Source organism: Pseudomonas sp. P7779 (assembly GCF_013386315.1).
In the GTDB taxonomy this organism is placed as follows: Bacteria; Pseudomonadota; Gammaproteobacteria; order Pseudomonadales; family Pseudomonadaceae; genus Aquipseudomonas.
The window spans coordinates 32781-48806 of record NZ_JACARZ010000090.1; the positions used below are offsets into that span (position 1 = coordinate 32781).

A 16026-nucleotide genomic window follows, 5' to 3' on the forward strand; every position below is an offset into this window, starting at 1 on the left:
GGCGGCCAATATAAACCCGAATACGCTCACAAATATGACAAGGATCAAGTCTCTGACTAGCGGTGTCGTCCATTACTCACATGAATAACAGACGACACTGACAGAACCTTTCGTTAGAACCCTTCCAGCACGATCTTGCCCTTGGCCTTGCCGCTTTCCAGCAGTTCGTGGGCGCGGCGCAGGTTGGCCGCGTTGATCACGCCAAAGTGCTCGCCCACGGTGGTTTTCAGAGTACCGGCGTCGATCAGTTCGGCGACGCGATTGAGCAGGTTGTGCTGCTCGATCAAGTCGCTGGTCTCGAACATCGAACGGGTGTACATGAACTCCCAATGCAGCGACAGGCTCTTGCGCTTGAGCTTGCTTACGTCCAATGCCTTTGGATCGTCGATCAGCGCCAGTTTGCCCTGGGGAATCAGCGCTTCCACCAGTTGGTCCAGGTGCTGGTCGGTCTGGGTCAGGCTGGCGACGTAGTTCACCTGCGGATGGCCGGCGTTTTTCAGCTCTTCGCTCAACGGTTTGCTGTGGTCGATCACCAGGTCGGCGCCCAGGTCCTTGGCCCATGCCTGGGTTTCAGGACGGGAGGCGGTGCCGATGACTTTCAGGCCGGTGAGCTGTTTCGCCAGTTGGGTCAGGATCGATCCCACACCACCCGAAGCACCGACAATCAGCAGGCTCTGGCCTTCATCGGCCTTGCCTTCACGCACTTGCAGGCGTTCGAAGAGCAATTCCCAGGCGGTGATGGCGGTCAGCGGCAGTGCAGCAGCGTCGGCAAAACCCAGGGTTTTCGGCATATGGCCGACGATGCGCTCATCGACAGTGTGCAGTTCGCTGTTGCCGCCGGGGCGTACCAGGGAGCCGGCGTAGAACACCTTGTCGCCGACCTTGAACAGGCTGACTTCGCTGCCCACGGCCTTGACCACACCGGCCACGTCCCAGCCCAGCACTTTGGCCGCGCCGTTTTCCGGGGCGACGTTCTGGCGCACCTTGGTGTCCACCGGGTTCACCGAGATGGCTTTGACTTCCACCAGCAGGTCGCGGGGGCCGGCGACCGGTTCGGGCAGTTCGATGTCTTGCAGGGATTTTGGATCGTTGATCGGCAGTGCGGCGTAGTAGGCGATGGCTTTCATGATGGTTTCCAAAAAAGGGGGCGGTTGATCAGGCAATAAACTTCAGGCGCTTGAGTTCGAAATGCTCAAGCACGTCGGCAGCCTTGGTGCGGAAATTCTGGATATGCGCGCTCTGGTCGTGGTCGGCCAGCGCGGCGTCGTCACTCCAGCGTTCGAGCATGTAGAAGGTCTCGGGGTGTTGCAGGTCTTGGTGCAGGTCGTACTGCTGGCAGCCGGCTTCGATGCGGGTCGGTTCCAGCAGCTCGCGCAGCAGGGTTTCCAGGGTGGCCTGTTGGCCGGGTTTGGCGATCAGCGTGGCGATGACGTTAAAGGCAGCAGACATATTCGACTCCAGACACGTGATGAACGGGATGGACAGATGATTGGCTATTTCTCTGGAAGATAAAACCCGCTAAAAGAGCAGTCTCTTTCAATGCTTTTTTGATAATGGGCGGTCGGCGTGCTGCGTTTTGATGACTTGCAGTTGTTTGTGCGTGCGGCAGACCTGGGCAGCCTTTCGGCGGCAGCACGGGTGATGGACATGTCGGCGGCGGTGGCCAGCGCGGCGTTGAAGCGCATCGAGCAGCAGTTGGGCGCACGGTTGTTGGCGCGTTCCACCCGCAGCCTGCGCCTCACGGCCGAGGGCGAAGGCTTCCTGGAGTACGCCCGGGCCGCCTTGAGCAGCCTGGATGAAGGCCGGCGGTTGTTGGCCAGCGGCCAGGATCAGGTCAGCGGGGTGCTTCAACTCTCGGCGCCGTCGGACTTTGGCCGTAACCAGTTGTTGCCCTGGCTCGATGAGTTCCAGCGCGAATACCCCGACCTGAGCGTACGCCTGTTGTTGGGCGACCGGATTGCCGACCTGTTCCGCCAGCCGGTGGATATCGCCCTGCGCTACGGCGAACCCGAAGACTCCAGCCTGATCGCGTTGCCCATCGCCCCGGACAACTGCCGCGTGCTCTGCGCTGCTCCCAGCTATCTGGCGCGGCACGGCGAGCCGCGCCACCTGGAGCAACTGACCCAGCACAATTGCCTGCTGTACATGCTCGGCAGCCGGGTGCATGACCATTGGGGGTTTAACGATGGCAAGCGTGATGTCGGCCTGACGGTGACCGGCGACCGCTTCAGTGATGATGCCGATGTGGTGCGACGCTGGGCGGTGGCGGGGGTGGGTATCGCCTACAAGTCCTGGCTGGATGTCAGCTCCGATGTGCTGGCGGGGCGCCTGCGGCTGATCCTGCCGGAGCTGCGGGGCGAACGTACGCCGCTCAATCTGTTGTGTGCCCATCGCGCGCAACTGAGCAAGCCGATCAATCTTCTGCGGGAAATGCTCGTTGCCCGTTGTGCGACATTGACTGCGCAATTGCCGGAGCGATCAGCCTCTACACCATAACCCCGGGGATATCGGGAAATTTCCTTCAGCTTCTGTCCTTGGTTGCGCTGTAAGACGGCACGGAACCCGGCGTTTTCACGCTTATACTTTTCCGCCAGACGCAGCAGACAAATGATTCAACAGGGAGTGAATGAGCACATGGAACAGGCACCTTGCATCAGTCAGATCGCCACCTTGCTGGCCGACCCGAAACGCACCGCGATGGTGTGGGCATTGATGGACGGCTCGGCCAAACCCTCCGATGAGTTGGCGGCACTTGCCGGGCTGTCATCGGCCTCGGCGAATGCGCATCTGACGCGATTGACGGCCGGTGGCCTGCTGCGTGTCGAAGCCCGCAGCGGCAAACGCTTTTTCCGGGTGGCCGCCGCCGATGTGGCGGCCGCCGTGGATGCATTGGCCTGCACCACGATGGCCAGCGTCGCCCGCAGCACGCCCATTCATTCGCGGTCATTGACTGCGCCTGCGGCTTTACGGCGAGCGCGGCTGTGCCATGGTCACCTGGGGGGCGAGCTGGCAGCGGGTTTGTATCAACGGATGATGGCGGCCGCGTGGATCGAGCGCGCGGAACAGCGTACGGACGTGACGCCGTCAGGTGCGCGCAAACTCGCAGCGCTGGGGATTTTTACCCAGGCACTGGCTCAACCGATCGTGTGCGATTGTTTTGATTGGAGCGAACAACAGCCACACCTGGGCGGTGCGTTGGGGGCCGCGTTGTTGCAGTTGTGCCTGCAGTCGAACTGGGTCAGCGTGATCAATGAGTCCCAGGCGTTGCAGGTCAGTGAAGCCGGGCAACTGGAAATTGCCCGGCTCGCCAGACCGGTCGGTGATTAAGGCTTGACCAACCGTGCATCCAGGCTGTTTTGCGCCAGGCGTTTGGCCTGGTCCTGGGTCATGCCCAGCGAGGTGTACAGCGCATGGAAGTTCTCGGTGACATAACCGCCGAAGTACGCCGGATCGTCCGAGTTCACCGTCACTTTCACCCCACGCTCAAGCATGTCGAGGATGTTGTGCTGGGACATGTCGTCGAACACGCAGAGCTTGGTGTTGGACAACGGGCACACCGTCAGCGGGATCTGTTCGTCGATGATCCGCTGCATCAGGCGCTCGTCTTCAATGGCGCGTACGCCATGGTCGATACGCTGGATCTTCAGCAGGTCGATGGCTTCCCAGATGTACTCCGGCGGGCCTTCTTCACCGGCGTGGGCGACGGTCAGGAAACCTTCGTGACGGGCACGATCAAACACGCGCTGGAACTTGCTCGGTGGGTGGCCCATTTCCGAGCTGTCCAGGCCCACGGCAACAAACGCATCACGGAATGGCAGTGCCTGGTCGAGGGTTTTTTCGGCCTCTTCTTCGCTCAAGTGGCGCAGGAAGCTCAAGATCAAACCGCTGGTGATGCCCAGTTGTTGCTCGCCGTCTTTCAAGGCGGCGGCAATGCCGTTGAGCACCACTTCGAACGGTACGCCACGGTCGGTGTGGGTCTGTGGGTCGAAGAACGGTTCGGTGTGGATCACGTTCTGCGCCTTGCAGCGCAGCAGGTAGGCCCAGGTCAGGTCGTAGAAATCCTGGGAAGTGCGCAGTACATCGGCGCCCTTGTAGTAGAGGTCGAGAAACTCTTGCAGGTTGTTGAAGGCGTAGGCCTTGCGCAGGGTTTCGACGTCGTTCCACGGCAGCGCGATCTTGTTGCGTTCGGCCAGGGCGAACAGCAGCTCAGGCTCCAGCGAGCCTTCCAGGTGCAGGTGCAATTCAGCCTTGGGCAGGGCGTTGAGCCAATCGTACATTTATAAATTCTCATCAGGTGCAATGGCGGCATTCTACAGGCGCACGCCGAAATAATCGGCAAAACCTGACCAAGCGGTGAGCATCCACAGGCACCGTGCAAGCAGTGCATGAACTAAGGTGTAACGAAACGTTAGCGGCGCGGTGCAGTCTGTACCCCATCAATGACGGATTCGCCGCGTTCAAAAGGCCTGCAATGCTCACATCTATCAAGCAAGAAAAATTCATGCTGCTGGCGCTGATTGCCGCCATCGCTGCCTACCCGCTGGAACACTGGATGCTGCACAGCGGGCAGATGGTGGCGCTGTTGGCTGGCATAGCGCTGATCGGCTTTATCGTCGTGGCCTCGATGCGCGTGGCCCATCACGCCGAGCAACTGGCGGAAAAGGTCGGCGACCCCTACGGCACCATGATCCTGACCCTCGCCGCCGTGCTGGTGGAAGTAGTGATCCTGGCGATCATGATGAGCAACGAGCCCTCGCCGACCCTGGTGCGCGACACCATTTATTCGGCGGTGATGCTCGACATCAACGGCATCCTCGGCCTGGCCGCGCTGATGGGCGGCATCAAGCATGGTGAACAGTCCTACAACGACGATTCGGCGCGCACCTACAGCGTGATGATCCTTACCGCCATGGGTGTGTCGATGGTGGTGCCGGAATTTATCCCCGAGGCCGACTGGAAAATTTACTCGGCCTTCACCATTGGCGCGATGGTGGTGCTGTACACGTTGTTCCTGCGGATGCAGGTGGGGCCCCACAGTTATTTCTTCAGCTACAGCTACCCGGAAAAACGCCGCAAGAAACAGCCGGAAGAAGAGTCGCCGCCGATCAACCTGGCGTTTTCCATCGGGACGTTGGTGTTTGGCGTGATCGTGATTGGCGCGTTGGCTGAGGTGATGTCCAAGACCCTCGACCTGGGCCTGGAAGGCACGGGCGCTCCACCGGTAATCACGGCGATCATCGTGGCCGCGATTTCCGCCGCCCCGGAGATTTTGACCGCGTTGCGCGCAGCGCTGGCCAACCGCATGCAGTCGGTGGTGAACATCGCGCTGGGGGCTTCTCTGTCGACGGTGATTTTGACCGTGCCGGTGATGGAAGCCATGGCCTTGTACACCGGCCAGCCGTTTCAGATGGCGATGACGCCGGTGCAGACCGTGATGGTGTTTATCACGCTGATTGTCAGTGCGATCAACCTCAACGATGGCGAAACCAACGCCATCGAAGGGATGACCCATTTTGTGTTGTTTGCGACGTTTATCATGCTGTCGCTGCTTGGACTGTAACCAATCCTGAAAACACCGCAGAAATAATTGTGGAAACCGGGCTTGTGTGGGAGCGGGCTTGCTCGCGAATACGGAGTGTCAGTCGCCAGATATGTTGACTGACCCAACGCATTCGCGAGCAAGCCCGCTCCCACATTTGAAAAGTGTTTCTTCAGTTAAGTCCGGTTGATCAGTTCCCGCGCCGCCTGGCTGTGATCGGCAATCAAGCCTTTCAGGTCCAGGCCCTCGACCTGCCCGTCGATCACCCGCCATTTGCCGCCGACCATCACCCGGTCCGCTCGGTCGGCGCCACACAGCAGCAGCGCCGAGATCGGGTCATGGCTGCCGGAGAAGCGCAGTTCATCGAGCTTGAACAACGCAAGGTCGGCCTGTTTGCCTACGGCCAGTTCGCCGATGTCGCTGCGACCGAGTAACTGCGCCGAACCTTTTGTCGCCCAACCCAACACCCGTTCCGGGGTGATCTTCTCTGCCCCGTAACGCAGGCGCTGGATGTACAGGGCCTGGCGCGTTTCGAGGATCATGTTCGACGCATCATTGGACGCCGAACCGTCCACCCCCAGGCCAATCGGTGCACCGGCGGCCAGCAGGTCCAGCGTTGGGCATATCCCGGAAGCCAGGCGCATGTTCGAGCTCGGGCAATGGCAGATACCGGTACCGGCAGCTCCGAGGCGTGCGATTTCTTCAGGGTTGAAGTGAATCCCGTGGGCCAGCCACGTGCGCGGGCCTAGCCAGCCGACGCTGTCGAGGTAATCCACGGTGCGCAGGCCGAAACGCTGCAGGCAGAAGTCTTCTTCGTCGAGGGTTTCCGCCAGGTGGGTATGCAGGCGCACGTCGAGGTTGTTGGCCAGCTCGGCGCTGGCTTCCATGATTTCCGGGGTGACGGAAAACGGCGAGCAGGGCGCCAGGGCGATCTGGATTTGTGCGCCGTCACCGCGCTCGTGGTACTGGCGGATCAGGCGGCGGCTGTCTTCCAGAATCACTTCGCCTTGCTGCACGGTTTGTTGCGGTGGCAGCCCTCCGTCGGCCTCGCCCAGGCTCATGGAGCCGCGGGTGAGCATGGCGCGCATGCCCAGATCGCGCACGCTGTCGACTTGCACGTCGATCGCCTGTTCCAGGCCGTCCGGGAACAGGTAGTGGTGGTCTGCCGCCGTGGTGCAGCCCGAGAGCAGCAGTTCGGCCAGGGCCACTTTGCTCGCCAGGGCGAGTTTTTCCGGGGTGAGTCGGGCCCAGACCGGATACAGGGTTTTCAACCAGGGAAACAGCGGCTGGTTGACCACCGGCGCCCAGGCGCGGGTCAGGGTTTGATAGAAGTGATGGTGGGTGTTGATGAGTCCAGGAAGGACGACATGCTCACGGGCATCGAATACTTGTCCACAGGGCACGGCGGGTTCTTGGCCCCAGCCCAGCACTTCGGTGATCACACCGTCTTGCAGCACCAGGCCGCCACGGGCGTCGAGGCCATTGGCAGTGAAAATCGCGAGGGGGTTTTTTAACCAGATACGGGTCGCAGGCATTGGCCGGCTCCTCTGAATGATGGGTTCAGGTTTGCCAGCTCAGTGTTGCCCTGTCTGCTGATCCAGGGTCGCCGGGGAGGGCGAGGTGCGCAGTTTACGTGTGGATCGTTATCGACGGCAATCGGCCGATAACGATCCCGGTTTTTTTACCAGGCGATGGTGTCGCCCTTGTAGTCCACAAAGTGATGGCCGCCCTTGCCGGTGTAGGCATTCACCTGGTCAACCAGGCCGCGCACGCTGGTGGGCACGTCGATGTGGGCGTTTTCGCCACCCATGTCGGTCTTCACCCAGCCCGGGTGCAACGACAGCACGGTCAGTTTCTGATCGCCCAATTGGGTGACGAAGCTGTTGGTCATGGAGTTGAGGGCGGCCTTGCTGGCCTTGTACAGCGCCAGGTCCGAGCCGTCGGGAATGGTGACACTGCCCAGGATCGAACTCATGAAGGCCAGCACGCCGGTGCCTGGGCGGATCTGCCCGACAAAACGCTGGGCCAGGTTGATCGGCGCCACGGCGTTGGTGAAAAACAGTTGGCCGACTTCAGCCAGGGTGGCGTGGCCCGGTTCCTGGTTGGCCGGGCCTTTGACACCTGCGTTGACGAACAGCAGGTCGAAGGTTTTTTCCTTGAGGCGCTGGCTGAGGGCGATTACCGCCTGCTGGTCATCCATGTCGAGCTTTTCGATTTGCACCTCGCCCAAGGCCTTCAAGGCATCGGCCTTTTGCGGGTCGCGCACGGTGGCGGTCACCTCCCAGCCGTCCGCCAGCAGTTGCTTGGCCAGGCCAAGGCCCAGGCCCCGGGAGGCGCCGATAATCAGTGCGGTTTTTGAAGTGGACATGAATGGCTTCCTTTGACGGTGGAGGTTCACGGGTTCAGTGGACAACGCTGGCCGAGCCTTTGCTGCAACTCTTGGCGCAGTTGGTCGAGTTCGGCGATGCGGGTTTCGATCAGGTTGAGCTTGTCTTGCAGGAGCTGGGTCACGGCGCTGTCGGGGTCTGGAGCTTGCCATAATGCGCCGACGCTGTTGCCGATTTCACCCAGGCTGAAGCCCAGGCGCTGGGCGGTCTTGATGTACAGCACCAGTTGCACCATGTCGGCGGGGTAGTCACGGTAACCGTTGGCACTGCGTTGCGCGGCAATCAGCCCGCGTTGCTCGTAGAAACGCAGGGTGTCGCGACTGACCTGGCTGGCCTGGGCTAATTCGCCGATACGCATGTAGAGGGCTCAAGGGGGCTTGACCCTGGAGCATACTCCAGGCTTTAGCCTGCTGGCTTCTTGAATTTAAGGAGCTTACGGCTATGTGGACCGCACACCAATACCGTCGACTGGTTCGGGCCAGCGGTTGGTACGACCTGATCGTCACCGCCGCACTGGTCACACCCTGGACGTTTGTCCTGCTGCATAACGCCCTGGTGGCGTTGAACCTGCCCGGCGAGCTGCCGCCGTTCGCGCCTGTGCATATGTTGATGGCGAACCTGATGGGCTCGATTGTCTGCGTGTGGTCGGTGCTACGAATCCGCGACCCACAAGCGATCTTTGGCCGCTACGACGCCGCCGGCCGAGTGCTGTTTGCCACCTGGCAGATCTACGCGCTGGCCCATGGTGCCAGTACTGTATTGGTGATTGTCGTGGTGTTTGAAGTGCTGTGGGCGGTGGCTCAGTTGATACCGGTGCGCCGAGTAACAAGTTGATCAAAAAATGCTCAGTTGTGCCGGAACGTTGCAGGCTCTGCTGCGGGGTCACTCTTGCACGGGTTATCCACAGGTTGCTCCACAGTAATTGTGCGCAAGCGTGACCGGTGGATATAAGCGCTGTGGCCCTTTGTTCTAAAGGACATAACCCGCCTAACTGACTGTTTTTGAGCTGGATTAATACTTTCGTGCAGTGCCTTGAACAAAAACTGTACAACCGTCTGAAACCCTTGTGACAGAAGGGTTACAGGCGAGTGTGCTCAGGTTATCCACAGGCAGGTGCACAGTAGATGTGGGCAGTTTCAGCGCTCCAGCAGAATGCGCCCGCGACTCAGGTCGGCGAGCTGCGCTTGCAGGGTGTCGATATGTGCCTCGCCGAGGGCCAGCTGTAGGTCGACGCCATTGGCGGTGAAGGTTTCTTCCATCACCAGCCCACCCAGTTCGGCCACTCGCAGCTTCACCAACTGCAGCTCGGCAAAACCACAGGAGCAGCTCAGCGGCACCCGTTTGATCAGCTCAACGCGTTCGGCGGCTTGCAGGCATTTGTTCGCGCCGCCGCCATAGGCGCGGGCCAGGCCGCCGGTGCCCAGTTGGATGCCGCCGTACCAGCGGATCACCAGCACCACGACCTGGTCGCAATCCTGCGCTTCGATCGCGGCCAGGATCGGGCGCCCGGCCGTCCCGCCGGGTTCGCCGTCGTCGTTGCTGCGGTATTGATCGCCGAGTTTCCAGGCCCAGCAGTTGTGCGTGGCGTTCAGGTCGCTGTGCTGGTCGATGAAGGCCTGGGCGTCCTGGGGGCTGCTGATCGGGGCGGCGAGGGTAATGAAGCGGCTTTTGCGAATTTCTTCGCGAAACTCGCAAAGGCCGGTAAGCGTGAAAGGCATGGGTAACTTCGTTTAGAGGGCCGGCTTGATGCCACAGCCTTTGAGAATGATGTGGATAAGGTTGGTGCCGGCGTCTTCCATGTCCTGCTTGGTCAGCTTGGTGCGCCCGGTCACGCGGCAGATCTGGGTGGCAAAGTCGGCGTAATGCTGGGTGCTGCCCCACAGCAGGAAGATCAGGTGCACCGGGTCGATAGGGTCCATCTTGCCGGCGTCGATCCAGGCCTGGAATACCGCCGCACGGCCGCTGAACCAGGCGCGGTAGTCCTGGCTGAAATATTCGGTCAGGCACTCACCGCCGCTGATGATCTCCATCGCGAAGATCCGCGAGGCTTGTGGCTGGCGCCGGGAGAATTCCATCTTGGTGCGGATATAGCGGGTCAGGGCGGCCGCCGGGTCATCCTCGGCGGTCAGGGTGTTGAAGGTGCTGTCCCACAATTCGAGGATGTTGCTGAGCACCGCGATGTACAGGCCCAGCTTGTTGGTGAAGTAGTAGTGCAAGTTGGCTTTCGGCAACCCGGCACTCGCCGCGATGGTGTTCATGCTGGTGCCTTTGTAGCCATGACGGGCGAACTCGTCTTCGGCGGCCTGCAAAATCGCTTGTTCGTTCTTTTGGCGAATGCGGCTTGCAGGTTTTCCGGCGTGGTTGCTGTGGGCAGGAACTTCGAGGCTCATGGAGGTTTCCGTGCAGATCGATGAATGCGACGTGTGCACAGATAACCCACCCTCAAGCCCCAGACAAGTCCCGATACGATAAAACCCTTAAAGCGGCTCCAGAGTGTCGCTTTCCAGGGTCCGGTTTGCGGCATCCACGGGAGCCTTGGCTTCAGGTAGCAGCAGGCACAATACGATGGCGGTCAGGCCGCCGCTGGTGATGGCCGAGTCGAACAGGTTCTGCACCAGGGTTGGCATCAGGTGCAGCAGGTTCGGTTGCGCCGCGATCCCCAGGCCGACGCCGAACGAGGTGGCGATGATCAGCATGCTGCGCCGATCCAGCGGGGCCTGGGCGAGAATGCGCACGCCGGCCGCCGCTACGCTGCCGAACATCACCAGGGTTGCGCCGCCCAGCACCGGCTTGGGGATTTGCTGCAGCACCGCACCAATCAACGGAAACAGCCCGAGGCAAAACAGTACCGCGCCGATGTACAAGCCGACGTAACGGCTGGCCACGCCGGTCAGCTGGATCACGCCGTTGTTCTGGGCGAATGTGGTGTTGGGAAAGGCACTGAAGGTGGCGGCGATCATGCAACTGATGCCATCTCCCAGTACGCCACCCTTGAGTCGGCTTATATAGGAAGGGCCGCTGATGGGCTGGCGGGCGATCATGCAATTGGCAGTGAGGTCGCCGACGGTTTCGATGGTGCTGATCAGATAAATCAGCGCTACCGGCAGGAAAGCGCTCCAATCGAAATTGAAACCGAAGTGGAACGGTGTAGGCAGGCTGATCAATGGCAAATCAGGCAAGGCTTGGGGCACCAACTTGCCGCTGAACCAGGCGGCGAGGCTGCCCAGTGCGAGGCCGATGATGATGGCGGAGAGCCGTACCCATGGTGTGTTCGAGCGGTTGAGCAGGATGATGGTCAGTACCACGAACAGGCCGAGTGCCAGGTTGGTTGGCGCGCCGAAGTCCGGGGCATTGAAGCCGCCTCCAAGGTCAGTGATGCCGACCTTGATCAGGCTGATGCCGATCAGTGTGATGACGATGCCGGTCACCAGCGGCGTGATTACCCTTTTGAGCTGACCGATGAAACGGCTCAACACGACCTGCACTGCGGCGCCGAAGAAGCAGATACCGAAAATCATCGCCAGGATGTCTTCCGGGCTGCCGCCGCGTTGCTTGACCAGAAACCCGGCCGACAATACGGCGCCGAGAAACGCGAAGCTGGTGCCCTGCAGGCAGATCATCCCGGCGCCAATGCCAAACGGCCTGCGCGCCTGGATGAAGGTGCCCACACCGGAAACCATCAATGCCATGCTGATCAGGTAGGGCAGGTGGGCGGTCAGGCCCAGGGTAGAGCCGATGATCAGCGGCGGGGTGATGATGCCGACGAAGGCAGCCAACACATGCTGCAACGCGGCAAGCAATGCAGGCAAAGGTTTGGGCCTATCGTTGAGGCCGTAGATCAGGTCGCTGGAGGTGTTGGATTCTGGCGGCATGGCGGGGAACTCATGGCTGACGGTTCGAGATCCCCTTGTCTTGCAAAAAGCTGTCCAGTTGCTCAGGTTTTTCTGTAAGGCCCGTGTTAGCGCGTTGCGGCCAGGCTTTCGAGGAAGCTTTCCAGCACCAAATGAGGGCGACGGCCCTTGCGCGTGACCGAAGCGAGGCTCAAATCGTAAAAACGTGTAGCCGGTTTCAGCGCGCGCAGTCGGCCTTGTTGTACCCACAGGCTGGCGTAGTGGTCGGGCAGGTAGCCGATGTAGCGGCCGGTGAGGATCAGGAAGGCCATGCCTTCGCGGTCCGAGGCGCTGGCGGTGCAATTGAGTGCCTGGTAGTGCGCCTGGATATCCGCGGGCAGGCGGAAGGTTGGGGCGATGGCGTCCTGGCTGTTGACGCGGTCGTCGTCCAGTTGCTTGTCGTCGGCGTAAAACAGCGGGTGGCCCACTGCGCAATAGAGCAGCGAGCGTTCGCTGTACAGCGGCTGGTATTCAAGTCCCGACAAGGCGCTGGCCTGGGGGACTACGCCGACATGCAGGCGGCCGTCGAGCACCCCTTGTTCGACTTCATTGGGGGCGATCATGCGGATCTGGATCTGTACGTCCGGGCCGCGTTCCTTCAACTGTGCCAGGGCGTGGGTGATACGCATGTGGGGCAGGGTGACCAGGTTGTCGGTCAGGCCGATGATCAGTTCGCCGCGCAAGTGTTGGTGCAGGCCGTTGACCTCGGTGCGAAAACTTTCCAGGGCGCTGAGCAGCTGCAACGCCGACTGGTACACCTCGCGTCCCTCCTCGGTCAGGGAAAACCCCGCCCGCCCGCGTTGGCACAGGCGCAGGCCAAGGCGCTGTTCAAGATCACTCATTTGCTGGCTGATGGCCGAGCGGCCAATCCCCAGTACGGTTTCCGCCGCCGAGAAGCCACCGCACTCCACCACGCTGCGAAAGATGCGCAACAGTCGGATATCGAAGTCGCTGACTTGGGCCAGAGGGTCGGGTCGACGGCTGCTCATAGTTTAGTGAAGGCCTGACTGAAGGTTAGAAGAGTTGGATTTCACCGACTTTATCCCCGTGGCAATTTAGCTGCAACAACGCTTTTCAATCCCGACGCTGCCTTTTGCCTTGCGAGGTTTTGCTCATGAACATGCCCGAAAACGCTCCGTCCACCCTGGCCAGCCAACTGAAGCTGGACGCGCACTGGATGCCGTACACCGCCAACCGTAACTTCCATCGTGACCCGCGCCTGATCGTGGCGGCCGAAGGCAGCTGGTTGACCGATGACAAGGGGCGCAAGGTGTATGACTCGCTGTCGGGTCTGTGGACCTGCGGCGCCGGGCACACCCGTAAGGAAATCCAGGAAGCGGTCTCCAAGCAGTTGGGTACGTTGGACTACTCGCCGGGCTTCCAATACGGTCATCCGTTGTCGTTCCAGCTGGCAGAAAAGATTACCGACCTGACCCCGGGTAACCTGAACCATGTGTTCTTCACCGACTCCGGCTCCGAGTGTGCCGATACCGCGGTGAAGATGGTGCGTGCGTACTGGCGCCTGAAAGGCCAGGCGACCAAGACCAAGATGATCGGCCGTGCCCGTGGTTATCACGGCGTGAACATCGCAGGTACCAGCCTGGGCGGCGTGAACGGTAACCGTAAGATTTTTGGTCAGGGGCTGATGGATGTTGACCATCTGCCTCACACCCTGCTGGCGAGCAATGCGTTCTCCCGTGGCATGCCGGAGCTGGGCGGGATTGCCTTGGCGGACGAGCTGCTCAAGCTGATCGAGTTGCACGATGCGTCGAACATCGCTGCGGTGTTTGTTGAACCGATGGCGGGCTCTGCCGGCGTGCTGGTTCCGCCGCAGGGTTACCTGAAGCGTCTGCGTGAGATCTGCGATCAGCACAACATCCTGTTGGTGTTCGATGAAGTGATCACCGGCTTCGGTCGTACCGGTTCGATGTTTGGTGCTGACAGCTTCGGTGTGACCCCGGACCTGATGTGCATTGCCAAGCAAGTCACCAACGGCGCGATCCCGATGGGCGCGGTGATTGCCAGCACCGAGATTTATCAGACGTTCATGAATCAGGCGACGCCTGAGTACGCGGTGGAATTCCCACACGGCTACACCTACTCGGCCCACCCGGTTGCCTGCGCGGCTGGCTTGGCGGCACTCGACCTGCTGCAGGAGGAAAACCTGGTGCAGAGCGTGGCCGAAGTCGCACCGCATTTCGAGAATGCCCTGCACGGCCTGAAGGGCAGCAAGAACGTGATCGACATTCGTAACTATGGCCTGGCCGGTGCGATCCAGATTGCCCCGCGTGATGGTGATGCCATCGTGCGTCCGTTCGAAGCGGGCATGGCCTTGTGGAAAGCCGGCTTCTACGTGCGCTTTGGCGGCGACACCCTGCAGTTCGGCCCAACCTTCAACAGCAAGCCGCAGGACCTGGATCGCTTGTTCGATGCGGTCGGCGAAGTGCTGAACAAGATCGACTGATTCCTCCTTCTATATAGAACAACTTTTCAGGAGCCCTGCATGAGCCTCATCCAGCATTTGATCAACGGCCAATTGGTCACCGAAAACGGTCGCACTGCCGACGTGTACAACCCGTCGACTGGCCAGGTGATTCACCAGGTGCCGTTGGCCAGCCGTGAAACCATTCAAAGCGCCATCGATTCGGCCAAGGCAGCTTTCCCGGCCTGGCGTAACACGCCACCGGCCAAGCGTGCCCAGGTGATGTTTCGTTTCAAGCAATTGCTTGAGCAGAACGAAGCGCGTATCTCCCAGCTGATCAGCGAAGAGCATGGCAAGACCCTGGAAGATGCGGCCGGTGAGCTCAAGCGCGGGATCGAGAACGTGGAGTACGCGTGCTCGGCGCCGGAAATCCTCAAGGGCGAGTACAGCCGTAACGTTGGCCCGAATATCGATGCCTGGTCTGACTTCCAGCCGTTGGGTGTGGTGGCCGGTATTACGCCGTTCAACTTCCCGGCGATGGTGCCGTTGTGGATGTATCCGCTGGCGATCGTCTGCGGTAACTGCTTCATCCTCAAGCCGTCGGAGCGTGATCCAAGCTCGACGCTGCTGATTGCACAACTGTTGCAGGAAGCTGGCTTGCCTAAAGGCGTGCTGAGTGTGGTGCATGGCGATAAAGGCGCGGTGGATGCGTTGATCGAAGCGCCGGAAGTCAAGGCGTTGAGCTTTGTCGGCTCGACGCCGATCGCCGAGTACATCTATTCCGAAGCCACCAAGCGCGGCAAGCGTGTACAGGCGTTGGGCGGGGCGAAGAACCATGCGGTGCTGATGCCGGATGCGGATCTCGATAACGCTGTCAGTGCCTTGATGGGCGCGGCGTATGGTTCGTGCGGTGAGCGTTGCATGGCGATCTCTGTTGCCGTGTGTGTCGGCGACCAGGTGGCTGACGCATTGGTCGCCAAGCTGGTGCCGCAGATCAAGGCGCTGAAGATTGGTGCGGGCACCACGTGTGGATTGGACATGGGGCCGCTGGTCACTGGCCAGGCGCGCGATAAAGTCAGTGGCTATATAGAGGACGGCGTTTCTTCGGGTGCTGAGTTGGTCGTCGATGGTCGTGGCCTGAGTATTGCCGGTAATGAAGATGGCTTCTTCCTGGGGGGCAGTTTGTTCGACCGCGTGACCCCGCAGATGCGCATCTATAAAGAAGAGATCTTCGGGCCGGTGCTGTGTGTGGTTCGGGTGAACAGCCTGGAAGCGGCCATGCAGTTGATCAACGATCACGAGTACGGCAACGGCACCTGTATCTTCACCCGTGACGGTGAGGCGGCGCGGTTGTTCTGTGACGAAATTGAAGTGGGTATGGTTGGCGTCAACGTGCCGTTGCCGGTGCCGGTGGCTTATCACAGCTTTGGTGGCTGGAAGCGCTCGCTGTTTGGCGACTTGCATGCCTATGGGCCGGATGGGGTGCGGTTCTATACGCGTCGCAAGGCGATTACCCAGCGCTGGCCGCAACGGGCCAGTCATGAGGCGTCGCAGTTTGCCTTTCCTAGCTTGTAGGTTCGGTAAGTAGAAGGCCGGCCCCTTGGGGCCGGCCTTTGCTTTTCAGGGCTTTTTTGACCGATATGACAGTATTGTGAAAAAAGGTGTTGACGGCAGATTCTGGAAGTCTATAATTCGCCCCACTTCCGGCGCAGTCGAAACGGAAAACTCCTTGGTAAACAAAGAGTTATGTAGGTTTCGACAGCGAGTAGCTTCAGATCATCGAAGCCC

General features: G+C 60.5%; 16 protein-coding genes. 6 read left to right on the forward strand and 10 right to left on the reverse strand.

Features of this window, described 5'->3' with window-relative positions:
• Window positions 1-113: 113 nt before the first annotated feature.
• Window positions 114-1127 (reverse strand): zinc-binding alcohol dehydrogenase family protein, encoded by a 1014-nt coding sequence (locus HX869_RS24835; protein WP_178903796.1) that lies wholly within the window; start codon window positions 1125-1127, stop codon window positions 114-116.
• Window positions 1128-1155: 28 nt separating this feature from the next.
• Window positions 1156-1449, reverse strand: coding sequence for a putative quinol monooxygenase (locus HX869_RS24840; RefSeq protein ID WP_003211158.1), 294 nt, complete (start codon window positions 1447-1449; stop codon window positions 1156-1158).
• 117 nt (window positions 1450-1566) lie between these two features.
• Here HX869_RS24840 and HX869_RS24845 point away from each other — a divergent pair, with 117 nt between their 5' ends.
• Window positions 1567-2496 (forward strand): LysR family transcriptional regulator, encoded by a 930-nt coding sequence (locus tag HX869_RS24845; RefSeq protein ID WP_087693475.1) that lies wholly within the window; start codon window positions 1567-1569, stop codon window positions 2494-2496.
• A gap of 138 nt (window positions 2497-2634) precedes the next feature.
• On the forward strand, window positions 2635-3327 hold the full coding sequence (locus HX869_RS24850; RefSeq protein WP_178903797.1) for a helix-turn-helix transcriptional regulator: 693 nt from the start codon (window positions 2635-2637) through the stop codon (window positions 3325-3327).
• Here the strand turns inward: HX869_RS24850 and HX869_RS24855 are convergent.
• Entirely contained in the window at window positions 3324-4277 is a 954-nt protein-coding gene (locus HX869_RS24855; RefSeq protein WP_008430770.1) for an adenosine deaminase, read from the reverse strand. The genes HX869_RS24850 and HX869_RS24855 overlap by 4 nt on opposite strands.
• A gap of 194 nt (window positions 4278-4471) precedes the next feature.
• On the opposite strand from HX869_RS24855, the gene HX869_RS24860 reads away from it, so the two are divergent.
• Window positions 4472-5560, forward strand: coding sequence for a calcium:proton antiporter (locus tag HX869_RS24860; protein ID WP_003211166.1), 1089 nt, complete (start codon window positions 4472-4474; stop codon window positions 5558-5560).
• Window positions 5561-5715: 155 nt separating this feature from the next.
• Here HX869_RS24860 and HX869_RS24865 read toward each other — a convergent pair whose 3' ends face one another.
• The 3 genes from HX869_RS24865 to HX869_RS24875 form a co-directional block, all read right to left on the reverse strand.
• Entirely contained in the window at window positions 5716-7074 is a 1359-nt protein-coding gene (locus HX869_RS24865) for an 8-oxoguanine deaminase (protein ID WP_003211168.1), read from the reverse strand.
• A 146-nt stretch (window positions 7075-7220) separates the two neighbouring features.
• Window positions 7221-7907, reverse strand: a complete 687-nt coding sequence (locus tag HX869_RS24870) for an SDR family oxidoreductase (protein ID WP_003211169.1) — start codon at window positions 7905-7907, stop codon at window positions 7221-7223.
• 26 nt (window positions 7908-7933) lie between these two features.
• Window positions 7934-8284: a MerR family transcriptional regulator gene (locus HX869_RS24875; protein ID WP_003211171.1), complete on the reverse strand. Its 351-nt coding sequence runs from the start codon at window positions 8282-8284 to the stop codon at window positions 7934-7936.
• Between the two features lie 83 nt (window positions 8285-8367).
• Between HX869_RS24875 and HX869_RS24880 the strand changes: the two genes are divergently transcribed.
• Window positions 8368-8760, forward strand: coding sequence for a hypothetical protein (locus HX869_RS24880; RefSeq protein ID WP_102605233.1), 393 nt, complete (start codon window positions 8368-8370; stop codon window positions 8758-8760).
• A gap of 302 nt (window positions 8761-9062) precedes the next feature.
• Here HX869_RS24880 and HX869_RS24885 read toward each other — a convergent pair whose 3' ends face one another.
• From HX869_RS24885 to HX869_RS24900, 4 genes are all read right to left on the reverse strand, one after another.
• The gene (locus HX869_RS24885; RefSeq protein WP_102368022.1) at window positions 9063-9644 is read right to left on the reverse strand and encodes a YigZ family protein; all 582 of its coding nucleotides are present in this window, start codon (window positions 9642-9644) and stop codon (window positions 9063-9065) included.
• A 12-nt stretch (window positions 9645-9656) separates the two neighbouring features.
• Window positions 9657-10316 carry a TetR/AcrR family transcriptional regulator gene (locus HX869_RS24890; RefSeq protein WP_003211175.1) on the reverse strand — a complete coding sequence of 220 codons (660 nt, stop codon included), beginning with the start codon at window positions 10314-10316 and terminating at the stop codon, window positions 9657-9659.
• Window positions 10317-10403: 87 nt separating this feature from the next.
• A complete protein-coding gene (locus tag HX869_RS24895; protein WP_134325677.1) occupies window positions 10404-11798 on the reverse strand; it encodes a uracil-xanthine permease family protein in 1395 nt (464 codons plus the stop codon).
• 86 nt (window positions 11799-11884) lie between these two features.
• Entirely contained in the window at window positions 11885-12805 is a 921-nt protein-coding gene (locus HX869_RS24900; protein WP_087693467.1) for a LysR family transcriptional regulator, read from the reverse strand.
• Between the two features lie 125 nt (window positions 12806-12930).
• Here HX869_RS24900 and HX869_RS24905 point away from each other — a divergent pair, with 125 nt between their 5' ends.
• Together HX869_RS24905 and HX869_RS24910 are read left to right on the forward strand one after the other, a co-directional pair.
• Window positions 12931-14280 carry an aspartate aminotransferase family protein gene (locus tag HX869_RS24905; RefSeq protein ID WP_178903798.1) on the forward strand — a complete coding sequence of 450 codons (1350 nt, stop codon included), beginning with the start codon at window positions 12931-12933 and terminating at the stop codon, window positions 14278-14280.
• Window positions 14281-14319: 39 nt separating this feature from the next.
• Window positions 14320-15813, forward strand: a complete 1494-nt coding sequence (locus HX869_RS24910) for a CoA-acylating methylmalonate-semialdehyde dehydrogenase (RefSeq protein WP_003211182.1) — start codon at window positions 14320-14322, stop codon at window positions 15811-15813.
• Window positions 15814-16026: the final 213 nt, after the last annotated feature.

Excerpts from the sequence above, each read along its gene's own strand:
- HX869_RS24835 (WP_178903796.1), bottom strand. The coding sequence starts at position 1,127 with ATGAAAGCCATCGCCTACTACGCCGCACTGCCGATCAACGATCCAAAA.
- HX869_RS24840 (WP_003211158.1), bottom strand. The coding sequence starts at position 1,449 with ATGTCTGCTGCCTTTAACGTCATCGCCACGCTGATCGCCAAACCCGGC.
- HX869_RS24850 (WP_178903797.1), top strand. The coding sequence starts at position 2,635 with ATGGAACAGGCACCTTGCATCAGTCAGATCGCCACCTTGCTGGCCGAC.
- HX869_RS24855 (WP_008430770.1), bottom strand. The coding sequence starts at position 4,277 with ATGTACGATTGGCTCAACGCCCTGCCCAAGGCTGAATTGCACCTGCAC.
- HX869_RS24860 (WP_003211166.1), top strand. The coding sequence starts at position 4,472 with ATGCTCACATCTATCAAGCAAGAAAAATTCATGCTGCTGGCGCTGATT.
- HX869_RS24865 (WP_003211168.1), bottom strand. The coding sequence starts at position 7,074 with ATGCCTGCGACCCGTATCTGGTTAAAAAACCCCCTCGCGATTTTCACT.
- HX869_RS24870 (WP_003211169.1), bottom strand. The coding sequence starts at position 7,907 with ATGTCCACTTCAAAAACCGCACTGATTATCGGCGCCTCCCGGGGCCTG.
- HX869_RS24875 (WP_003211171.1), bottom strand. The coding sequence starts at position 8,284 with ATGCGTATCGGCGAATTAGCCCAGGCCAGCCAGGTCAGTCGCGACACC.
- HX869_RS24880 (WP_102605233.1), top strand. The coding sequence starts at position 8,368 with ATGTGGACCGCACACCAATACCGTCGACTGGTTCGGGCCAGCGGTTGG.
- HX869_RS24885 (WP_102368022.1), bottom strand. The coding sequence starts at position 9,644 with ATGCCTTTCACGCTTACCGGCCTTTGCGAGTTTCGCGAAGAAATTCGC.
- HX869_RS24890 (WP_003211175.1), bottom strand. The coding sequence starts at position 10,316 with ATGAGCCTCGAAGTTCCTGCCCACAGCAACCACGCCGGAAAACCTGCA.
- HX869_RS24895 (WP_134325677.1), bottom strand. The coding sequence starts at position 11,798 with ATGCCGCCAGAATCCAACACCTCCAGCGACCTGATCTACGGCCTCAAC.
- HX869_RS24900 (WP_087693467.1), bottom strand. The coding sequence starts at position 12,805 with ATGAGCAGCCGTCGACCCGACCCTCTGGCCCAAGTCAGCGACTTCGAT.
- HX869_RS24905 (WP_178903798.1), top strand. The coding sequence starts at position 12,931 with ATGAACATGCCCGAAAACGCTCCGTCCACCCTGGCCAGCCAACTGAAG.
- HX869_RS24910 (WP_003211182.1), top strand. The coding sequence starts at position 14,320 with ATGAGCCTCATCCAGCATTTGATCAACGGCCAATTGGTCACCGAAAAC.